This window comes from Maribacter stanieri (genome assembly GCF_900112245.1).
In the GTDB taxonomy this organism is placed as follows: Bacteria; Bacteroidota; Bacteroidia; order Flavobacteriales; family Flavobacteriaceae; genus Maribacter; species Maribacter stanieri.
On the sequence record NZ_FOYX01000002.1, the window covers coordinates 576,683 to 595,530 of the forward strand.

General features: G+C 34.8%; 16 protein-coding genes. 13 read left to right on the forward strand and 3 right to left on the reverse strand.

Features of this window, described 5'->3' with window-relative positions:
* Positions 1-39: 39 nt before the first annotated feature.
* Positions 40-1,077, reverse strand: coding sequence for a c-type cytochrome (locus tag BM296_RS13040; RefSeq protein ID WP_091903476.1), 1,038 nt, complete (start codon positions 1,075-1,077; stop codon positions 40-42).
* Positions 1,078-1,263: 186 nt separating this feature from the next.
* Here BM296_RS13040 and BM296_RS13045 point away from each other — a divergent pair, with 186 nt between their 5' ends.
* Complete coding sequence (locus BM296_RS13045; RefSeq protein WP_091903478.1) at positions 1,264-1,791, forward strand: DsrE family protein; 528 nt, start codon at positions 1,264-1,266, stop codon at positions 1,789-1,791.
* An 11-nt stretch (positions 1,792-1,802) separates the two neighbouring features.
* Positions 1,803-2,396: a class I SAM-dependent methyltransferase gene (locus BM296_RS13050; RefSeq protein WP_091903480.1), complete on the forward strand. Its 594-nt coding sequence runs from the start codon at positions 1,803-1,805 to the stop codon at positions 2,394-2,396.
* Positions 2,397-2,435: 39 nt separating this feature from the next.
* Here BM296_RS13050 and BM296_RS13055 read toward each other — a convergent pair whose 3' ends face one another.
* Positions 2,436-4,733: a TonB-dependent receptor gene (locus BM296_RS13055; RefSeq protein WP_091903482.1), complete on the reverse strand. Its 2,298-nt coding sequence runs from the start codon at positions 4,731-4,733 to the stop codon at positions 2,436-2,438.
* A gap of 81 nt (positions 4,734-4,814) precedes the next feature.
* Positions 4,815-5,192 carry a hypothetical protein gene (locus BM296_RS13060; protein WP_091903484.1) on the reverse strand — a complete coding sequence of 126 codons (378 nt, stop codon included), beginning with the start codon at positions 5,190-5,192 and terminating at the stop codon, positions 4,815-4,817.
* 227 nt (positions 5,193-5,419) lie between these two features.
* Between BM296_RS13060 and BM296_RS13065 the strand changes: the two genes are divergently transcribed.
* The 11 genes from BM296_RS13065 (at position 5,420) to BM296_RS13110 (ending at position 18,829) form a co-directional block, all read left to right on the forward strand.
* Positions 5,420-6,085, forward strand: a complete 666-nt coding sequence (locus tag BM296_RS13065; RefSeq protein WP_091903486.1) for a peroxiredoxin — start codon at positions 5,420-5,422, stop codon at positions 6,083-6,085.
* Positions 6,086-6,152: 67 nt separating this feature from the next.
* The gene (locus BM296_RS13070; RefSeq protein WP_091903488.1) at positions 6,153-7,490 is read left to right on the forward strand and encodes an MBL fold metallo-hydrolase; all 1,338 of its coding nucleotides are present in this window, start codon (positions 6,153-6,155) and stop codon (positions 7,488-7,490) included.
* Between the two features lie 5 nt (positions 7,491-7,495).
* Positions 7,496-7,975 carry a Dps family protein gene (locus BM296_RS13075; protein WP_027067560.1) on the forward strand — a complete coding sequence of 160 codons (480 nt, stop codon included), beginning with the start codon at positions 7,496-7,498 and terminating at the stop codon, positions 7,973-7,975.
* Between the two features lie 239 nt (positions 7,976-8,214).
* On the forward strand, positions 8,215-9,570 hold the full coding sequence (locus tag BM296_RS13080; RefSeq protein WP_091903490.1) for a cytochrome ubiquinol oxidase subunit I: 1,356 nt from the start codon (positions 8,215-8,217) through the stop codon (positions 9,568-9,570).
* 9 nt (positions 9,571-9,579) lie between these two features.
* A complete protein-coding gene (cydB, locus tag BM296_RS13085) occupies positions 9,580-10,617 on the forward strand; it encodes a cytochrome d ubiquinol oxidase subunit II (protein WP_091903491.1) in 1,038 nt (345 codons plus the stop codon).
* A gap of 436 nt (positions 10,618-11,053) precedes the next feature.
* Positions 11,054-12,508: an NAD(P)/FAD-dependent oxidoreductase gene (locus BM296_RS13090; protein WP_091903492.1), complete on the forward strand. Its 1,455-nt coding sequence runs from the start codon at positions 11,054-11,056 to the stop codon at positions 12,506-12,508.
* Between the two features lie 52 nt (positions 12,509-12,560).
* Entirely contained in the window at positions 12,561-12,701 is a 141-nt protein-coding gene (locus tag BM296_RS19430; protein WP_170861966.1) for a hypothetical protein, read from the forward strand.
* Complete coding sequence (locus BM296_RS13095) at positions 12,701-12,895, forward strand: DUF6132 family protein (RefSeq protein ID WP_091903494.1); 195 nt, start codon at positions 12,701-12,703, stop codon at positions 12,893-12,895. Before BM296_RS19430 ends, BM296_RS13095 begins: the two co-directional genes overlap by 1 nt.
* Positions 12,896-13,063: 168 nt before the next feature.
* A complete protein-coding gene (locus BM296_RS13100) occupies positions 13,064-14,368 on the forward strand; it encodes a TolC family protein (protein ID WP_091903496.1) in 1,305 nt (434 codons plus the stop codon).
* Between the two features lie 32 nt (positions 14,369-14,400).
* Complete coding sequence (locus BM296_RS13105) at positions 14,401-15,483, forward strand: efflux RND transporter periplasmic adaptor subunit (RefSeq protein WP_091903498.1); 1,083 nt, start codon at positions 14,401-14,403, stop codon at positions 15,481-15,483.
* A 124-nt stretch (positions 15,484-15,607) separates the two neighbouring features.
* Positions 15,608-18,829 carry an efflux RND transporter permease subunit gene (locus BM296_RS13110; protein ID WP_091903500.1) on the forward strand — a complete coding sequence of 1,074 codons (3,222 nt, stop codon included), beginning with the start codon at positions 15,608-15,610 and terminating at the stop codon, positions 18,827-18,829.
* The last annotated feature ends 19 nt before the right edge of the window (positions 18,830-18,848 follow it).

An 18,848-nucleotide genomic window follows, 5' to 3' on the forward strand; every position in this document is an offset into this window, starting at 1 on the left:
GTAGACAAATAAGTAGTACTAATAGTATTCGCATAAAGCCTATTTCGTTTTGGTAATACCGTATTCGTTCTTGTAATACTCCATTATTGGTGGAAAAGGTCCGTATTTGTGTTGTTCTGGAGAAAAATCATCTGCCCAAGGACCATAAGGCGTAGAAACCGGTTTTAACGTCTTATCAGGATAATCGTTTTCGGTATTCAATTTATGTGGTCTAGAAAAACTATTAATATATCCTGCTACATGAAATGCTTCTTCATCTGTTAGTTTCGGGTTGTCCCAAGTGGCTTGTAAATACGGCATGTTACTTTTAATAAATTCCGCAGAAGTTATTACCCTATGCATACCTGCACCATCGTTAAAACTATCTGGACCCCAAAGTGGCGGATACGTGTAGCTTTTACCATCGACAGTATTGAGAATTCCTTCGCCATTAGTACCATGACAGATGATACACTCTTTTTTATACACCTGACTTCCTTTTTCCAAATTGACCGCCACTGTAGGAATTTCTATATTTGGATATCCTTTAAATTCTGCTTTTCTATGTTCTGGCACTCCTTCGCTCAACCAATTCATATACGCTACAATCGCCTTCATCTGGTTAGAATCTACCGGAAGCATTTTGCCATTCATGCTACGCTCCATACATCCATTTATGCGATCTTCAATAGTACCTATTTTGTTACCACGACCACCAAACTGAGGAAATCGTTCTATAATACCCACCCAAGATCCAGAACCAGCTTGGGCTCCTTTTTGTAAATGACAATTGGCACAAGCTAAATTATTACCGCTATATCGATCTTCGGCACGCGCAGCATTCGGACCCATGTATTTTGAAGATTCGGCAATAAGATAGTACCCTTCCTTAACCGTCGCTGGCATGGAGGGCAACTCTGCTATTGCATCTTTAGGCTGCCAAACTTCGTTGGCTACAATTTCTTCAGTTTCAATAATCACCTCTCTTTCTGCACTTGGCTCATACGTTAATAGCCATGTAAAGACAAGACCGATTAAAACGAATACTATCGCAAATAGCTTAAAAAATTGTTTTGCCAATATTCGTAATTCATTCATAGAACTGTAATCTTACGCGAATTTAAATAACGAATCTATAATTTAAACATGATAACTACAGTAACCATAGTTACACTAACGTTAAATACTTTAGCTTACTTTTATTACTTTCAAAAATAGCGGACATTAGTAGTAATCAAAATTTTATTTCAACCAAATTATATTCTTTTTAAAATTGACGAACACATGAAAAAAGCACTTCTAATTGCAATAGTACTTATGGGAACACAAATAATCACTGCCCAAGAATGGACTACCCCTATCATTGATGGATACGGAAAAATTAAAGAATTTAAAGATGTGGCTACTCAGCCAGACCCAACTAAAGAATATAACCTTGTATTTGATCTTAAAGATGATCGTGAATTGGAAGGTATTAATGTAGGGTATTTCAAAATCGCTAGAATGATAAACATGCTAGGCGCCAGTGGGGTTTCTGCAGATAAAGTGAACGTCGTTGCAGCTATACATGGTGGCGCAACTTTCACTGCTTTAAACGATGCGAAATACAAAGAAAAATATAAAAAAGAAAATCCTGATGCAGCCGTTATAAAATTATTAAAAGACTACGGAGTAAAATTTTATGTTTGTGCACAAGCAACAGCATCTAGAGGCATTGTTGCCGAAGATTTGAACCCTAATACAGAATTAGGGCTATCTGCAATGATGGTACTTGCCAATTATCAAATGGATGGGTATATATTAATACCATAAATAATTACCACATGAAAGATTTTTGGAACGAGCGTTATGACGAAGAAAGTTATGCTTATGGGAGCTCACCAAATGAATTCTTTAAACAACAACTAGATAAATTAAATGTAGGTTCTATTTTACTGCCTGCCGAAGGTGAAGGTAGAAATGCCCTTTATGCACTATCTAAAGGTTGGGAAGTATTGGCTTTCGACTTTAGTGAATCTGCTAAAATCAAAGCCAAAAAATTAGCTACTGACCATGGCTTCGACTTAAATTATCAAGTAATAGATGTTCTTGAATTTAAATCTGTGAAAAAGTTTGATGTAATCGCCTTCTGTTATGCGCATTTTCCAGCAGCTATTAGAAAGAAAGCAAACCAACATCTTTTAAAATCATTAAAACCAAACGGACATATCATTTTTGAGGCATTCTCTAAAAATCAACTAGGAAAATCTTCTGGTGGACCTAAGAATATTGACATGCTCTATGCAATTGATGAAATTGAAAATGAGTTTAATGGAATAAGTTTTGAAATTTTAGAAGAAAAGGAAATAGAATTGAACGAAGGAATTTACCATATTGGTGATGCTTCGGTTATTCGTTTTACCGGCACTAAAATATAAAAAGGGACCAAATTTGGTCCCTTTTTTATAGCTTATTTATTAAAATTCATATTGAACAAAAACCGATAGATTTCTTCCTGAGTCATTGATGGGTTCCGTTCCAAATTCAGCCTGATTATTAAATGCGAAATTAAGGTGATTACTATATGTTTTATCGAAAACATTTAATGCAGCAACACCTAAGGTTAGGTTCTTCATTGGTATTACACCTAAACGTAAATCCATTATTTCATACCCTGGTGTAACCTGCTCACCAAAAGAATACGCAATATTATCTTGCTTGGCAGTCAGCCTATATTCTGCATTCACCCAAAACTTTTCTTTTTCAAAGCCTAATTTAAACCTTGTAACTAAAGGTGGTACCAGAGGTAATGACTCATTTAAGTCATTATTCTTCGCATATACATAAGCAAGTTCAGTGGTGAAATTGAAATGATTACAAAAGTCTACACCTGCCATAATTTCAAAACCTGTCTTGTACGCATCATCTAAATTTCTAAAAACCTTTGCGTTAGATGGTTCATTCATTGGCATGAATTTTCTTGTTTGTGTTTCATCTATGATAGCGACTATATAATTTTCGTAAAGGGAGTAATAGAATGAAGTGCTATACCTAAACATATCTAAAGTGTTTTCTGAAATAGGCATCTTCCCTTTAAAACCTACCTCAAACTGATTATTTACTTCTGCCTCTAAATTAGGATTACCAACATATTCATACGCGTCTTGACCTACGCTAAAATGATTAATAAAACGTTCTATCATATTTGCTGATCTAACACCACGACCATACGCCACTTCCATAATAAATTGCGGAGAATACACATATTTAATTGAAGCTGTACCACTAAAATTATGTTCGGTTCTTTTATCTAGATTAGTATATAAAGCAGCAAAATCAGCTTCTGGATCTTTAGATTCAGAAGTAACATTATCATAACGTACACCTGCAGTTAACATGGTTTTTTCTGTTATGGGGTATTTACCTTCTGCAAATAAACCAATATCATTTATATAGGAATCTTGCCATATCTTATCTTCAAATGTCAAGGGTGTTTCTAAAACTCCCATAGTATTGCTTTTTACTAGACGTGTTCTATTGCCATCTCGAGCAATATGCAAAACATCAACACCTGTAAATAGGGCAAGATTGTCTGTTGGTTTTAATTTTAACTCTACTTTACCACCTGCCGTTGTAGCATCAATTGCAGAAATTGCAGATGTCATCATAAAAGTTGGCCTATTGTAATTGGTCATTACATGATCAACATAACTATAATAGATTTTAGAATCTATGCTTTCTACAAGACCTGGCATACTGCCTAATTTATAATCTAAAGAGAGAATACTACTATTATCCTCTTCGGTATCCATAGGAAGACCAGCGTGTAAAACATCTCTACCGAATGACTGTCGCCAATGTGCTTGTAGTCTTTGATTTTCAGTAAAATTAACACCCGCTTTTATGCCATAATCCAAGCTTCTAAAAGAAGACGGAATTTCTGTACCGTCACCATCTTCATAATTACCAAAATCACGAAAACCAATATTACCTGCTACGTCATATTTTTCAGTTGCCTGTTGTAACCTCGCCATAGAGACCATAGAATTACCGTTGCTTTCATAACCACCACTTACACTACCGTGAATACCATAATCTTCTATCGTGGGTTTTTGGGTTACCATATTAACGATACCACCAAAAGTTGCACCATATCTAACAGAGTATGGTCCTTTTATAATTTCAATTTTTTCAATTTCTTCTGGTATCACATGGGTAGTAATGGGATCCATACGATTGGGGCAAGCATTCATGGCTTTTGTACCACCATCAAACTGCACATTTAACTGCTCATATTGCGTTGCTCTAAAACTAGGATCAATTGCATAATTCCCTCTTTTAATCAATGAAAAACCATTAACATCATTGAATAAATCAGCCACGTTTCTGGGCTGAACTATTTTTTTGACATAATCATTGGTCTCTAAGGTAAGTACTGGGTCAATTTTCATATTTCCTGTCACTAAAACTCGATTTATGGCAATAGGCGCTTCCTGTAAGGTGATTACTATTGGGGTATTAATGTCAAGTACTTGCTGTTGTATGGTTTTATACCCAACATAAGATATGGTCAATATCACATTTTCTTCAACATTTTTTAAAACAAAATCACCATCAAAATTAGTATATGTTGCTAATCCGTTATTAGTCAAAATGTGAGCACCATCAAGTGGTTGTTGGTCAATTTTAGAGATGATTTTTCCTGATAAATTTTGTGCGTATAATAAGGGTGTCGATAATAATACCGATAGTACCCAAAGATATTTTAGGTTCATTTTAAAAATTTTAATTAATAGAAATACTATCCAACCTCCTCTTAATAAGGAGTTAGATACATTAAATTGAAATGAAAATTCTTAAATTTTGGGAGGATGTTTGATACGTTCAAAGAAATGAAAATCGTAAAGAACACGATACAGTACATTATGCACAACTTTTCTAGGTTGTTGTACAAACTGATATGTAGTCAACGACCCAATAAACAATACTATTTCGTTTTTAAGCAAGTCTAAATTAATTGGTGTCTTTTCATTATCAGCTTTCTGAGATAACATTTGAGATAGGGCACATTTACCATCACATTTTAATTCTGGTCGTTCTTTATTCTCGCAAAAGCGCTCAACAAAATCATCTGTAAACACAGCATAATAGCTCATTACACTAGCAGTCTTAAAACAACTTGCCAATGAAATGAATGTAAACAGTATTGATATAGAAAAGCTTGATAACTTCATGCTTCAAAATTAAGCGCCCTTATTGATTTAAAATGTGACATTAGTCACATAACTAACTTAATCTTGACTGTACTAATTATTATGTACAAAAGCTAAATTACAAGGTTAAGCTTGATTGTATTTGTAAAAAATTGTTAAAAATTGATATGTGTAACCAAGGTTACATTGTAAACCTGTTTGATAATTTAATTTTATCAAAAAATATAAAACTATAAATAATATTTATTATGAACAACGAAAATAGTATACAGGAACAAGTGATTTCAATGCCTAGAATTGGTGATATAGCACCAGATTTTGAAGCTGTAACAACTAAGGGTAAAATTAAAATGTCTGATTTTGCTAAAGACAAATGGATTGTTATGTTTTCGCATCCCGCAGATTTTACTCCGGTTTGTACAACTGAAATGAGTGGATTTGCAACTCGTAAAAGCGAATTTGACGAACTTAATACCGAGCTTTTAGGCTTAAGTATAGACAGTGTTCACGCACACTTAGGATGGGTACAGAACGTAAGAGAAAATACAGGTGTGTATTTCGACTTTCCGATTATTGCAGATCTTGACATGAAGGTTTCTAAAGCTTACGGAATGTTACAACCCAACGAAAGTGAAACGGCTGCGGTAAGGGCAGTATTTTTTATTGATCCTAAGAAAAAAATTAGATTAATAATGTACTATCCATTAAATGTAGGCAGAAATATGGATGAAATTTTACGTGCCCTAGATGCATTACAAACTTCTGACAAGCATAAAGTTGCTATGCCTTTAGACTGGAAAAGAGGTGATAAAGTTATTGTATCATCTCCAAAAACCTTAGATGAACTAAATGCTCGTTTAGAAGATGATACTTTAGAAAAAGTTGATTGGTACCTTGCCAAAAAATCTTTATAATTATATTGAAATCGGTTTTGAAAACTTTTCAAAACCGATTCTTTGATAATCCTTAAAAACTGATCTTATGATAATCAAACAATTTGAAGATAAACCGTTGGCTCATTATTCATACGCGATTTTAAGTGGTAATGAAATGGCTTTAGTAGATCCATCTCGAGATCCCGAACCGTATTATAAATTTGCCGAGGAAAACGATGCTAAAATTGTTGCCATTTTCGAAACGCATCCTCATGCCGATTTCGTTAGTGGACATTTACAAATTCATAAAGAAACTGAAGCCGTAATTTATGTGAGTGAGCTAGTAGGCGCCGATTATCCCCATAAAACATTTGACGATGGCGCTACTGTAATAATGAATGAGGTAACCTTTACCGCAATCAATACCCCTGGACATTCACCTGACGGAATTACCATTGTAGCAAAAGACAAAAATACTAAACAAGCCATATTTACAGGCGACACTTTGTTCATAGGTGATGTTGGCAGACCCGATTTAAGAGAGAAAGCTGGTAATATGAAAGCGAAACGAGAGCAACTTGCCGAAGCTATGTTTACTACAATGCAGACCAAATTCAATCATTTACCTGATGACACCTTAGTTTATCCGGCACATGGAGCTGGTTCACTTTGCGGCAAAAACATGAGCAATGAATCTTCCAGTACTTTAGGCAATGAACGTCTTGGTAATTGGGCATTTAAAAATTTAACCAAAAAAGAATTTGTTGCCCATATTTTACAAGATCAACCATTCATTCCATCTTATTTTGGCTATGATGTAGATATAAATAAAAAAGGTGCATCAAATTTTAAAAATTTTATTTCTCAAATACCATTAAAAATAGGCGCTTTCAAAATTGAAAGGGATATTTTAATAATTGATACAAGAGATGAAGAAGAGTTCAAGAAAAATCATTTACCAAATTCCATTAATATTATGGCTCGAAATATTGATGATAAACTAGAAACTTGGCTAGGTTCCATAGTTGAACCTTCAGAGCCTTTTTATATGGTGGTGGAAAGCATAAGCGATAGACAGGACATACTTGAACGAATAGCAAAAATAGGGTATGAACAGCAGATAAAAGCAGTATTGACTTTAAATGACAACTACGAAAAGTCGGATAATTTTGACTTTACAAAGTTTGATCAAAACAAAGAAAATTTCACCATTTTAGACATAAGAAACAAAAGTGAATTTAATGAGAACAAATTTTTTGACAATGCTATTAACGTACCTTTAAACGAATTACGCAATTCAATAGATAAAATACCTACGAACAAGCCAATTGTTATTCATTGTGCTGGAGGTTATAGAAGTGCTGCAGGATATAGCATTGTATCAAAAGAGATTAAGAATACACCAGTATTCGACCTAAGTGAAAAAATTAATAATTACAATTAATAATTATGACAAATACAAATTTATCAAACATCGGATTAGACAAAAACAGCACTAACGATATCGCAACTCATTTAAATGATGTGTTATCTAACTACCAAATGTTTTATATGAATCTAAGAGGTTTTCATTGGAATATTAAAGGAAGAAAATTTTTTGAACTTCATATGAAATTTGAAGAATTGTATAATGATGCTTTAATTAAAGTAGATGAAATTGCAGAACGTGTACTTACTTTAAGCAATACACCTATTCATACTTTTGCCAAGTATATAGAAAGTTCTGAGATTAAGGCTATAGAAAATGTTGTTGACGGCGATAAGGCTGTTGACAATATATTAGAAAGCTTAAGTATCTTATTAAAAAAAGAAAGGGCTACACTTAAAATCGCTGCTGAGGCTGAAGATGAAGGTACAGTATCATTAATGAGCGATTATATTACACAACAAGAAAAATTAGTTTGGATGCTTTCTGCATATAAAGACTAACGCAAACGCTTATATACCTCAATCCCTAGAATTGGTTATATAATTTCTAGGGATTTTTCTTTTCCCTTATTTCTTGAGTAGTTTATTCTAATGAAAAACATAGTGTTAAATAACAGTTTATATGTATAATACTATAGGCTCTTAAATTATGTTTTAATTATGATTATTCTTCAAATATGTAACATAGGTTACCTAACCACCCTATGTATTTACCTAATTTTGTATAAAAATTACCTGTTATGGATGTTGAAATTCTTGCCCGTATCCAATTTGCTTTTACTATTGCTTTTCACTACATATACCCGCCATTAAGTATAGGAATTGGCTTAATTATGGTAATAATGGAAGGTTTATACCTCAAAACAGGAAATAAACAATATGAAATCTTAACCCGTTTTTGGTTAAAAATATTTGCTATTACTTTTGGTATTGGTGTTGCCACCGGTATTATTATGGAATTTGAATTTGGTACCAATTGGGCCGTTTATTCTAGGTACGTTGGCGATATTTTTGGTAGCGCATTAGCAGCCGAAGGTTTGTTTGCTTTTGGTTTGGAGAGTACCTTTTTAGGTATATTACTTTTCGGGTGGAACCGTGTATCGCCTAAGGTTCACTTCTTATCAACCATTATGGTTTTTTTAGGCTCAATGTTTTCTGCAGTTTGGATCGTGGTAGCGAATAGCTGGCAGCAAACACCTGCAGGTTATCATATTGTAGGCGAAGGTTTTAATGCCAGAGCCGAAGTAACAGATTTTTGGGCTATGGTATTTAACCCATCTAGTGTTGATAGGGTTATACATGTGTGGCAAGGAGCACTTTTAGCAGGTGCTTTCTTAGTATTAAGTGTACATGCCTATTATTTATTGAAAGGTAGATATGTTGAAATCTCGAAAAAAGCTTTTAAAATTGCTCTTGCTGTAGCAACCATCTTTTCATTAACTCAACTACTATCTGGGCACAGTTCTGCTGATGGTGTTGCTGTAAACCAACCTGCAAAATTAGCTGCTATGGAAGGGCATTATGAAAAATCTGCCCCTGCCGATCTCTACTTGTTTGGTTGGGTAGATAATGAAACGCAAGAAGTTACAGGAATAAAACTACCTGGCGGCTTATCGTTTCTCGTTCATCAAGATTTTAAGGCTCCTATTACAGGTTTAAATGCCTTCCCAGAAAATGAACGTCCAGGTCAAGTAAATGCTGTCTTTCAGTTTTATCATATAATGATTTCTATCGGAATGTTCTTAATTGCCTTAACCCTGTATGCCAGTTTTTTATGGTGGCGAGGTACTTTATTCGATAAAAAATGGCTTTTACATATTTTTGCGTTTGCCGTATTATTACCGCAGATAGCAAATCAAGTAGGCTGGTTTGCCGCAGAAATGGGAAGACAACCGTGGATCGTTTACGGACATTTAAGAACAGATGAAGGGTTTTCGCAAGAAGTATCTGCCAACCAAATTCTATTTTCATTGATACTCTTTTTAGTCGTTTACGCTGTACTTTTCCTATTATTTATTTATTCGGTGAATAAGAAAATAAAGCATGGTCCGTACGATGAAGCTAAAAATCCTGATGAATTTTTAAAATACGTTTAATCACAAATTATGGAAACTTTTTTAGGTATAGATTACCCTACCCTTTGGTATTTAGTCGTCGGATTATTATTTTCTGGATATGCAGTCTTAGAAGGATTTGACTATGGTGCAGGTTCATGGCATCTTTTTTTTAAAAAAGATTTGAGCAGGCGTATCGCCATCAATGCCATTGGTCCGTTATGGGATGCTAACCAAGTTTGGCTTATTATAGGTGGTGGTGCATTATTTGCAGGTTTTCCAGTTATGTACGCAACTATGCTTTCGGCGATGTACATTCCTTTCATGTTATTTTTACTTTTGTTGGTCTTACGCTCTTCTGCAATTAAGTTTAGAAGTGCCGAAAAGATGTTATGGTGGCGAAAAACATGGGATATCGTTTATTTCACATCTAATGTTCTAATAGCTTTTCTATTAGGTGTTGTACTCGGAAATATATTACAAGGTTTTGAATTGGAAGAAAACTTCAGTTACAAAGGAGGCATATTCTTTTCATTTCTAAGTCCGTATGCAATCATGGCAGGTTTTACCACACTATCGTTGTTTATGACACAGGGTGCTATATTTTTACTTCTAAAGACCGAAGGTCGTTTACATGCAAGACTGACCTTTTTACTTAAAAAAGGAATGATTTTTTTTATCTCAAGTTTTGCAATAACCTCACTGTATACTTTAATATTCATACACGGAGTAACAGACAAATTTAAAGAACAACCATTATTCTTTATTTTACCCATATTGGCTTTCTTGGCAGTGGCCAATGTACCTAGACTGGTTTCGAAGAAAAAATATTTTCAAGCACTGATATTCTCTTCATTGACAATGGCGTTTTTATTAATGTTGGTTGCTTTTCAATTATATCCTGTTTTATTACCGTCTACTATCGACCCAACTTATAGTGTTACTATTTATAACGCAGCATCATCTCAAAAATCTTTGGGTATTATGTTGACCATGGTCGTTGTAGGTGCACCGTTATTAGCGGGTTATCTTATTTTCCTCTATAAAACGTTTAATGGAAAAGTGCAATTAGACGATACGAGCTATTAATTGAAAACACTAAAAAAGATAAAGCTTCTTGTAGAATTTGACGGTTTTTAAATAAAAATAAATCCATAAAAAACTACCTTTTAAAAACATGGCTTCGAAATTAGTTTAGATTAGCCTATTCTTTCTCTTCTTTTTTCTTGTTGAGCTTATAAATAAGCCAAATAAAACCTACGACAAAGTGAAGCATGATGATACCTGCAATAATATAAATCAGTGTATTTGAACTTCCTCTCATTTGTAATCTTTCTTAAAAAACACCTTCAAAACTAATCATCACACAGAAATAGAAATATGATATTAATCAATTTTAGACTGTAAATCGGTCTTTTCTATTTTACTTAAAATTACATAGTGAATAATGGTCCATATGTAACAAATGTTGCTGTACAACATTAAGATTAAAGTGAACTTCGTGTAAACTTTAAACCTTGTCATAATGTCAAAAATAGTCATATTAGGTGCAGGAATTTCGGGACATGTTGCTGCTGCGCACCTTCGAAGAAAACTATCGAAAGAACATGAAGTTCTGGTTATTTCGCCCAATAGCAATTACCAATGGATACCATCTAATATATGGGTAGGTATAGGTCGTATGAAGTCTGAACAAATTCTATTTCCCTTAGCTCCAATATACAGGAAAAAAAATATCGGTTATAAACAAGCTAAAGTAACTACGTTTCACCCAGAAGGTGATATAGAAGTTGCAAAGCCTTTTGTAAAAATTGAATATGTAAACGATGAGAAAAAAGGACAAACCGAAAAAGTAACCTATGATTATTTGATAAACGCTACTGGTCCCAAATTAGCCTTTGACATGACTGAAGGTTTAAATCCGGGAACTAATAAAGCATATTCTGTTTGTACATATACCCACGCCGAACATGCCTGGCAAGCTTTGAACGACTTGATTCAGGAAATGAAACAAGGTAAAAAAGTAAAAATACTTATTGGCACTGGTCACGCAAAATCTACATGCCAAGGCGCAGCTTTCGAATATATTTTAAATGTTGAACAAGAACTGAGACGACACAATGTACGTGATAAAGCTGAAGTTGTTTGGATTGCCAATGAGCATCAATTAGGTGATTTTGGTATGGATGGCATGCTACTTAGTTACGGCAACAATATCATGAAATCTAGCGAAATGGTAGAGATGGTTTTTGAAGACCGTGGTATAAAATGGATTATTGGTGCAGGGGTCAATAAAATAGAAGACGGTATAGCTCATTATGAAACACTAGATGGTGAATACCATACTGAAACTTATGATTTTGCTATGCTAATACCTGCTTTCTCAGGGCATGGATTTAAAGCGTTTGATAAAAATAACGAAGATATTACAGAAAAGCTCTTTAAAGGATTTATGTTGGTAGATGCTGATTATACGCCTAAACCATATGAAGAATGGAGTGTACAAGATTGGCCTGAAACGTATCAGAATCCATCTTATAAAAATATTTTTGCACCAGGTATTGCTTTTGCCCCACCTCATGCAATTTCAAAACCTAGGGTTAGCAAAAATGGTACAACTATATCCCCAGCCCCACCTAGAACAGGAATGCCTTCTGGTATTACCGCAAAATTAGTGGCAGATAATATTATTGATATTATTAACGGAAAAAAAGAATTACACCACAAAGGTTCGTTAGGTAACATGGGTGCTGCGTGTATTGCATCGGCAGGATATGGAATGACAAAAGGTAGTGGCGTTAGTATTACCACCTACCCTATTGTACCTGATTATCACAAATATCCCGAGACACAAGGTAGACAATTAGGTAAAACTTTTGGTGAAATTGGGTTGGCCGGACATTGGTTAAAACTAGCCTTACACTATGCCTTTATCTATAAAGCAAAAATGAAACCTTTTTGGTGGCTAATTCCTGAATAGCTTAAGGAAGGGTACTCTAAATTTTAAATTAATTAAACTTAAGACCAAAAAAATGACACAGAGAATATCAAAATCGAAACGCTTTTATATGATGAACCCAATAATTCAATTTTTTAAGTTCATTTGGTTAAGCATAAAAATAATGTTAGTAGTGGCTGGTGGTCATGGCGGTACTAGAAAAGCAAATAATTAATGATTAAAAAAGGGATTTTTCTAACCACAATCGGTGTGGTGATCGGTGCTATTGCAGGGTATTTGTATTACGCAGAAATTGGTTGCCTTAATGGTACTTGTGCCATTACTTCTAAACCAATAAACAGTTCAATATATGGCGGTTTAATGGGCGGACTACTATTCAATATTTTTATTAAATCTACTAAAACATAAACTGAATATACATTTGTTTTTCAGTTGGTTGTAGAAGGCTCTCTTTATAAAAGAGTGCCTTTTCTTTTTTAAACAGCTATTTTTTTAAGAAAGAAATTTCCTTCGGTAACATTAGTTACTGTACAGGCTGTTTTAGCACCCTAATTTTGTATTAAATAAATGAATACGATGAAGTATAAATTAGGATTGATATTGTTATTCGTCTTTTATTCTGGACTTGCACAGCAAACTAAGTCTATTACAAAAGATGAAGTTCTAGCTAAAGTTAAGGAGCGCAATAACACGTTAAAAATGGCACAGCAAGATGTGTTATCAGCTAAGGGTGATTTTAATCAGACCAATGCTATTTTATTGCCCAATATTAGTGTATCGCATACTGGTATTGCTACCACTAACCCGCTGATGGCATTTGGATCTAAACTGAACCAAGAAATTTTGACTACGGCAGATTTTAATCCTGATGTATTAAATGACCCTAGCCAAATAGAAGATTTTGCGACCAGGGTTGAAGTACAACAGCCGCTTATAAACTTCGATGGAATTTATCAACGTAAAGCAGCAAAAGCTAAGTTAACAGCTACTGAACTACAGTCTGGACGAACAGAAGATTATTTAGCGCTTGAGGTTGAAAAAGCGTATATGCAATTACAACTCGCCTATAAAACGGTGAAGGTTTTAGAAAAAGCCCAAGAAACAGCTTTAGAAAATAAGCGTATAGCTGACAATAGCTACAAACAAGGCTACCTACAAAAATCTGATGTTCTTTCTGTAGAAGTGCGAGTTACAGAAATAGAGAATCAACTTCAATATGCAAAAAGTAATATTCTAAATGCCAGCAACTACCTATCTGTTTTAATGAATGCTGATGAAAATGAAATTTTAAAACCTTCAGATTCACTAGCTATCACTAATGATGCGACTGCAACGGTTGTAAACTTATCTGAAAACAGAAAAGATATTTTAGCCATGAATTCTGCTACCGAAGCATATAGACAAATGCATAAGGCAGACCAAATGGCTTTCTTACCTAGATTAAATGCCTTTGGCACTTATGAGTTACATGACGATGAAATTTTTCAAGGTCAAGCCCAAGGATATTTATTTGGCGCAGAATTAAAATGGAATCTTTTTGAAGGAAGTAAGCGTTTTGGAAAATCTCAAAAGAGCAAGGCTGAATATGACAAATCTAAACTACAGTTAGAACAGTATAAATCTGAAAGCCAATTAGAACTTAACAAAGCAAAAAGAGGTTATGAAGATGCTAAAAACAAATTAAAACTTACAAAATTGGCTCTTGAACAATCTGAAGAATCATTACGTATACGCACCAATAGGTTCAAGCAAGGTTTAGAAAAAACTACAGATTTACTAATGTCCGAAACGCAATACTCTCAAAAGCAATTAGAATATTACGCAACAATTTTTCAACATAATTACGCCTTGGCGTATGTACAATTTCTAACGAAAGAATAGAATAATTCCATTACTTAATACCAAGCATAAAGATGAAAAATAAAAAATATATAATCACGGCAATTTTAGGAGCAACAATCCTAATCTCTAGTTGTGGAAGCGAAGATAAAAAAGCTGTAGTTGATAACTCGCCAGCTATAGCCGTTCAAATAAAAACTGTTTCTGAAGATAGTAGTAGTCCGTTTTTAACCGTAAGTGGAAAAATTGAAGCCGCTAAAAGTGCAAATATTAGTACCCGTATGATGGGGTATGTAGATAAGATATATGTAAATGTTGGTGATAAAGTGAATAAAGGTCAATTATTAATGAGTGTTAATAATGCTGATGTATCGGCTCAATTAGCACAGGTAAATGCAGGAATCACTGAAGCTGAAGCTGCTTTTACTAATGCCGAAAAGGACTTTAATAGATTTTCAACTTTATTTAAAGAAAACAGTGCTTCACAGAAAGAACTAGATGATATCACAGCCAATTATAACATGGCTAAGGCACGCTTAGAGTCTGCTAAACAAATGAGAAACGGTGTAAATGCACAAATGGGTTATGCGAATATTCGTGCTCCTTTTAATGGTGTGGTCACCAATAAATTCATTAGTGCAGGTGATATGGCAAACCCAGGTATGCCTTTACTAGAAGTAGAATCTCCAGGAAAATATCAAGTTTTGGCAATGGTTCCGGAATCTGAAATTCTTGCTGTTAAAAATGATACTGAGGTTACCGTTCAGGTAAAAGCTTTAAATGAGAGTGTAAAAGGTAAGGTAACAGAAGTGAGTACTTCTTCTAAAAATACAGGAGGTCAATATTTGGTAAAGGTAATACTAGACAAAACCGATGCTCAGATTTTATCTGGTATGTACGCAACCGTACAATTTCCCGTAGCACGAAAAACAACAAGTTCTGCCGTAATGATACCTGTACAAGCCATTGTTAAGAAAGGTCAATTATCCGGAATTTATACCGTGAGCCAAAGCAACACAGCCTTATTACGTTGGTTGCGATTGGGAAGAACTTTTGGTGATCAAGTAGAAGTATTATCAGGACTATCGGCAGATGAACAATATATAGTTTCTGCAGAAGGAAAATTATTTAACGGAGCAAAAATCTCCAATCAATAAACGAGTCTGGGTTAGGGAATGAAGCGGTTACCCCACAGGCACTTTTTGTGCCGAGGAGTATGAGCGGAAAGCCCGACCGCCTGCCAACCGGCAGGTGGTAACACACAAATAAAATATAGAAATAATGAAGGAAGGTTTAGCTGGTAAAATTGCCAAATTATTTATAGGCAGCAAGTTAACGGTATTACTCATGATTGTTTTCATGGTCGTTGGGGTGTACAGTTCGTTTTTGATTCCGAGGGAAGAAGAACCACAAATTGACGTGCCAATGGCAGACATATTTGTAGGCTACCCTGGTGCGAGTCCTGCTGAAGTAGAATCTCGTGTTATTAAGCCTTTAGAGAAATTAATCTCGAACATTAAAGGTGTAGAATATGTGTATTCAACATCTATGAAAGAACAGGGTATGGTCATTGTTCAGTTTTACGTGGGCGAAGACATAGAGCGTTCTTTTGTGAAATTATACAATGAAATTAATAAGCATATGGATATTATGCCGCAGGGCGTAACATTCCCATTGGTAAAAACCCGTGCTATTGATGACGTGCCTATGCTTGGACTTACCTTATGGAGCGAAAACTATGACGGGTACCAGTTGAGCCAAATGGCACAGGAGCTAGAAAGCGAAATTAAAAAAGTAAATGATGTAGCTACTACCCATAAAATTGGTAATCAAGATCGTCAATTACGTGTGGTTTTAGATAAGGATAAACTAGCCGCCAGTGGCTTAGATTTCTTATCTGTTTCTGAAATGATTAAGGCTAACAATGCTCAATTGAGCTCTGGTAGTTTTGATAAGAATGATACCGAGTTTTTGGTAAATACCGGTAATTTTTTGGCTTCTGTTACCGATGTTGAAAACCTTGTGGTTGGTGTACAACAGAACCAGCCAATTTATTTAAAACAAATTGCGAGCATTATAGACGGACCAGAAGTTCCTCAAAGTTATGTGTCGTTAGGTTTTGGTCAAGCAAGCGATAAGGTATCAGATTATAAATCTGAATACCCAGCGGTTACCATTTCGGTAGCAAAAAGAAAAGGTGCCGATGCAATGAAAATTGCAGATATCGTTATTGATAAAGTTGACCATTTACGTACGACACTTATCCCAGATGATGTTCACGTAGAAATCACTAGAAACTATGGAGAAACGGCATCTCATAAAGTGTCCGAACTTTTATTACACTTAATAGGGTCTATAATTGCGGTAACATTAGTGGTTATGTTAGCAATGGGCTGGCGTGGTGGTTTGGTCGTATTTTTATCCGTACCCATTACATTTGCTTTGACGTTGTTGAGTTATTATATGCTTGACTACACCTTAAACAGAATTACATTATTTGCCTTGGTTTTTGTAACAGGTATTGTGGTAGATGACTCCATTATTATAGCCGAGAATATGCACCGGCATTTTAAGATGAAACGCCTACCCTTTAAACAGGCGGCACTCTATGCTATTAACGAAGTCGGTAACCCAACTATTTTAGCAACGTTTACCGTTATAGCTTCTGTACTACCTATGGCATTCGTATCTGGACTTATGGGTCCATATATGGCACCTATGCCTATTGGGGCTTCTATTGCCATGATCTTATCTCTTTTTGTTGCCTTGACCATAACGCCTTATTTAGGGTATATTTTCTTGAGAGAAAAAGATAAAAAAGGTGAAGTTGAAAAGAAAGAAAAGCCATTAGAGGAAACCTTTATTTACAGAATTTATAATAAATATGAACGCCCTCTAATTGAAAACAAAAGCAAACGTTGGTTGTTTTTAGGACTGACTTTTTTAATGCTAATGGGATCAATGGTATTGTTTTTCACCAAATCTGTAGCTGTAAAAATGTTGCCTTTTGACAACAAAAATGAGTTTCAAGTGGTTATTGATATGCCAGAAGGCACCACCCTTGAACGCACAGGTGTGGTTGCTCAAGAAATTGCTCAATATTTATCTTCTAGACCAGAGGTTGTTAATTACCAAAACTATGTAGGTACCTCTGCCCCTATTACCTTTAACGGTTTGGTTCGTCATTATGATTTACGTGGTGGTAGTAATATGGCAGATATTCAAGTAAACCTTATTGATAAAGACGAACGTTCTGCGCAGAGTCATGATATTGCAAGTTTACTACGTCCAGATATACAGAAAATAGCTGCTAAATACAATGCCAATGTTAAGTTGGTTGAAGTTCCGCCAGGACCTCCTGTGCTTTCTACAATTGTAGCTGAAGTTTATGGGCCTGATTATGAGGAACAGATTAAAATTGCGAGTAGTGTTAAAAATATCTTGAAAAACACTGATGATGTTGTTGATATCGATTGGCTAGTAGAAGCTGACCAAACTGAATATAAATTCGAAATCAACAAAGAGAAAGCAATGCTTTATGGTGTGGCACCACAGCAAATTGCCTATACCATGAACATGGCATTATCCAATAGAGCCATAACTAATTTATACGATGAAAATGCTAGCAACCAAGTAGGTTTACTATTGGCTTTAGATGAAAAGGAGAAATCAACAATTTCAGATATTTCACAGTTAAAGATTACTTCTAAACAGGGTAATATGGTACCTATTGCAGATTTAGTTGATATTAAAGAAACCATAAGTGCTAAAAGTATTTACCGCAAAAATCAAAAACGCGTGGTATATGTAATGGCAGATATGGCAGGAGAATTAGAGAGCCCCGCATATGCTATTTTGGGTATGGAAGAAAAGCTTAAAGAAATAGCATTGCCTAAAGGATATCAAATTACCGAAATGTACTTAGGTCAACCTGAGTTTGAAGATGACTATACCGTTAAATGGGATGGTGAATGGCAAATTACTCTTGAAGTATTCCGTGATTTAGGAATTGCCTTTATGGGAGCCATCATCTTAATTTATATTTTAATTGTAGGATGGTTCCAAAACTTTAAAGCACCTATTGTAATGATGGTAGCCATACCATTATCATTAATTGGAATTATTTTAGGTCACTGGATTATGGGCGCATTTTTTACCGCTACTTCATTTATTGGAATGATTGCCCTTGCTGGTATTATGGTACGAAATTCGGTACTACTTATAGATTTCATTAATCTACGTTTAGCCGAAGGTGTGCCCTTAAAACAAGCTGCTATTGAAGCTGGTGCGGTACGTACCACTCCAATTTTGCTTACTGCAGGCACCGTAGTTATTGGAGCTTTCGTAATCTTATTTGATCCTATTTTTCAAGGTCTTGCGATTTCATTGATGGGAGGTACTATTGTATCTACAGTTCTAACCTTATTGGTGGTACCATTGGTGTATTATATGATAGAAAAAAAGAATTATCCTGAAACGGATAGTACAGAAAATAACAAATAAAAAATTCAGGAATCAACAG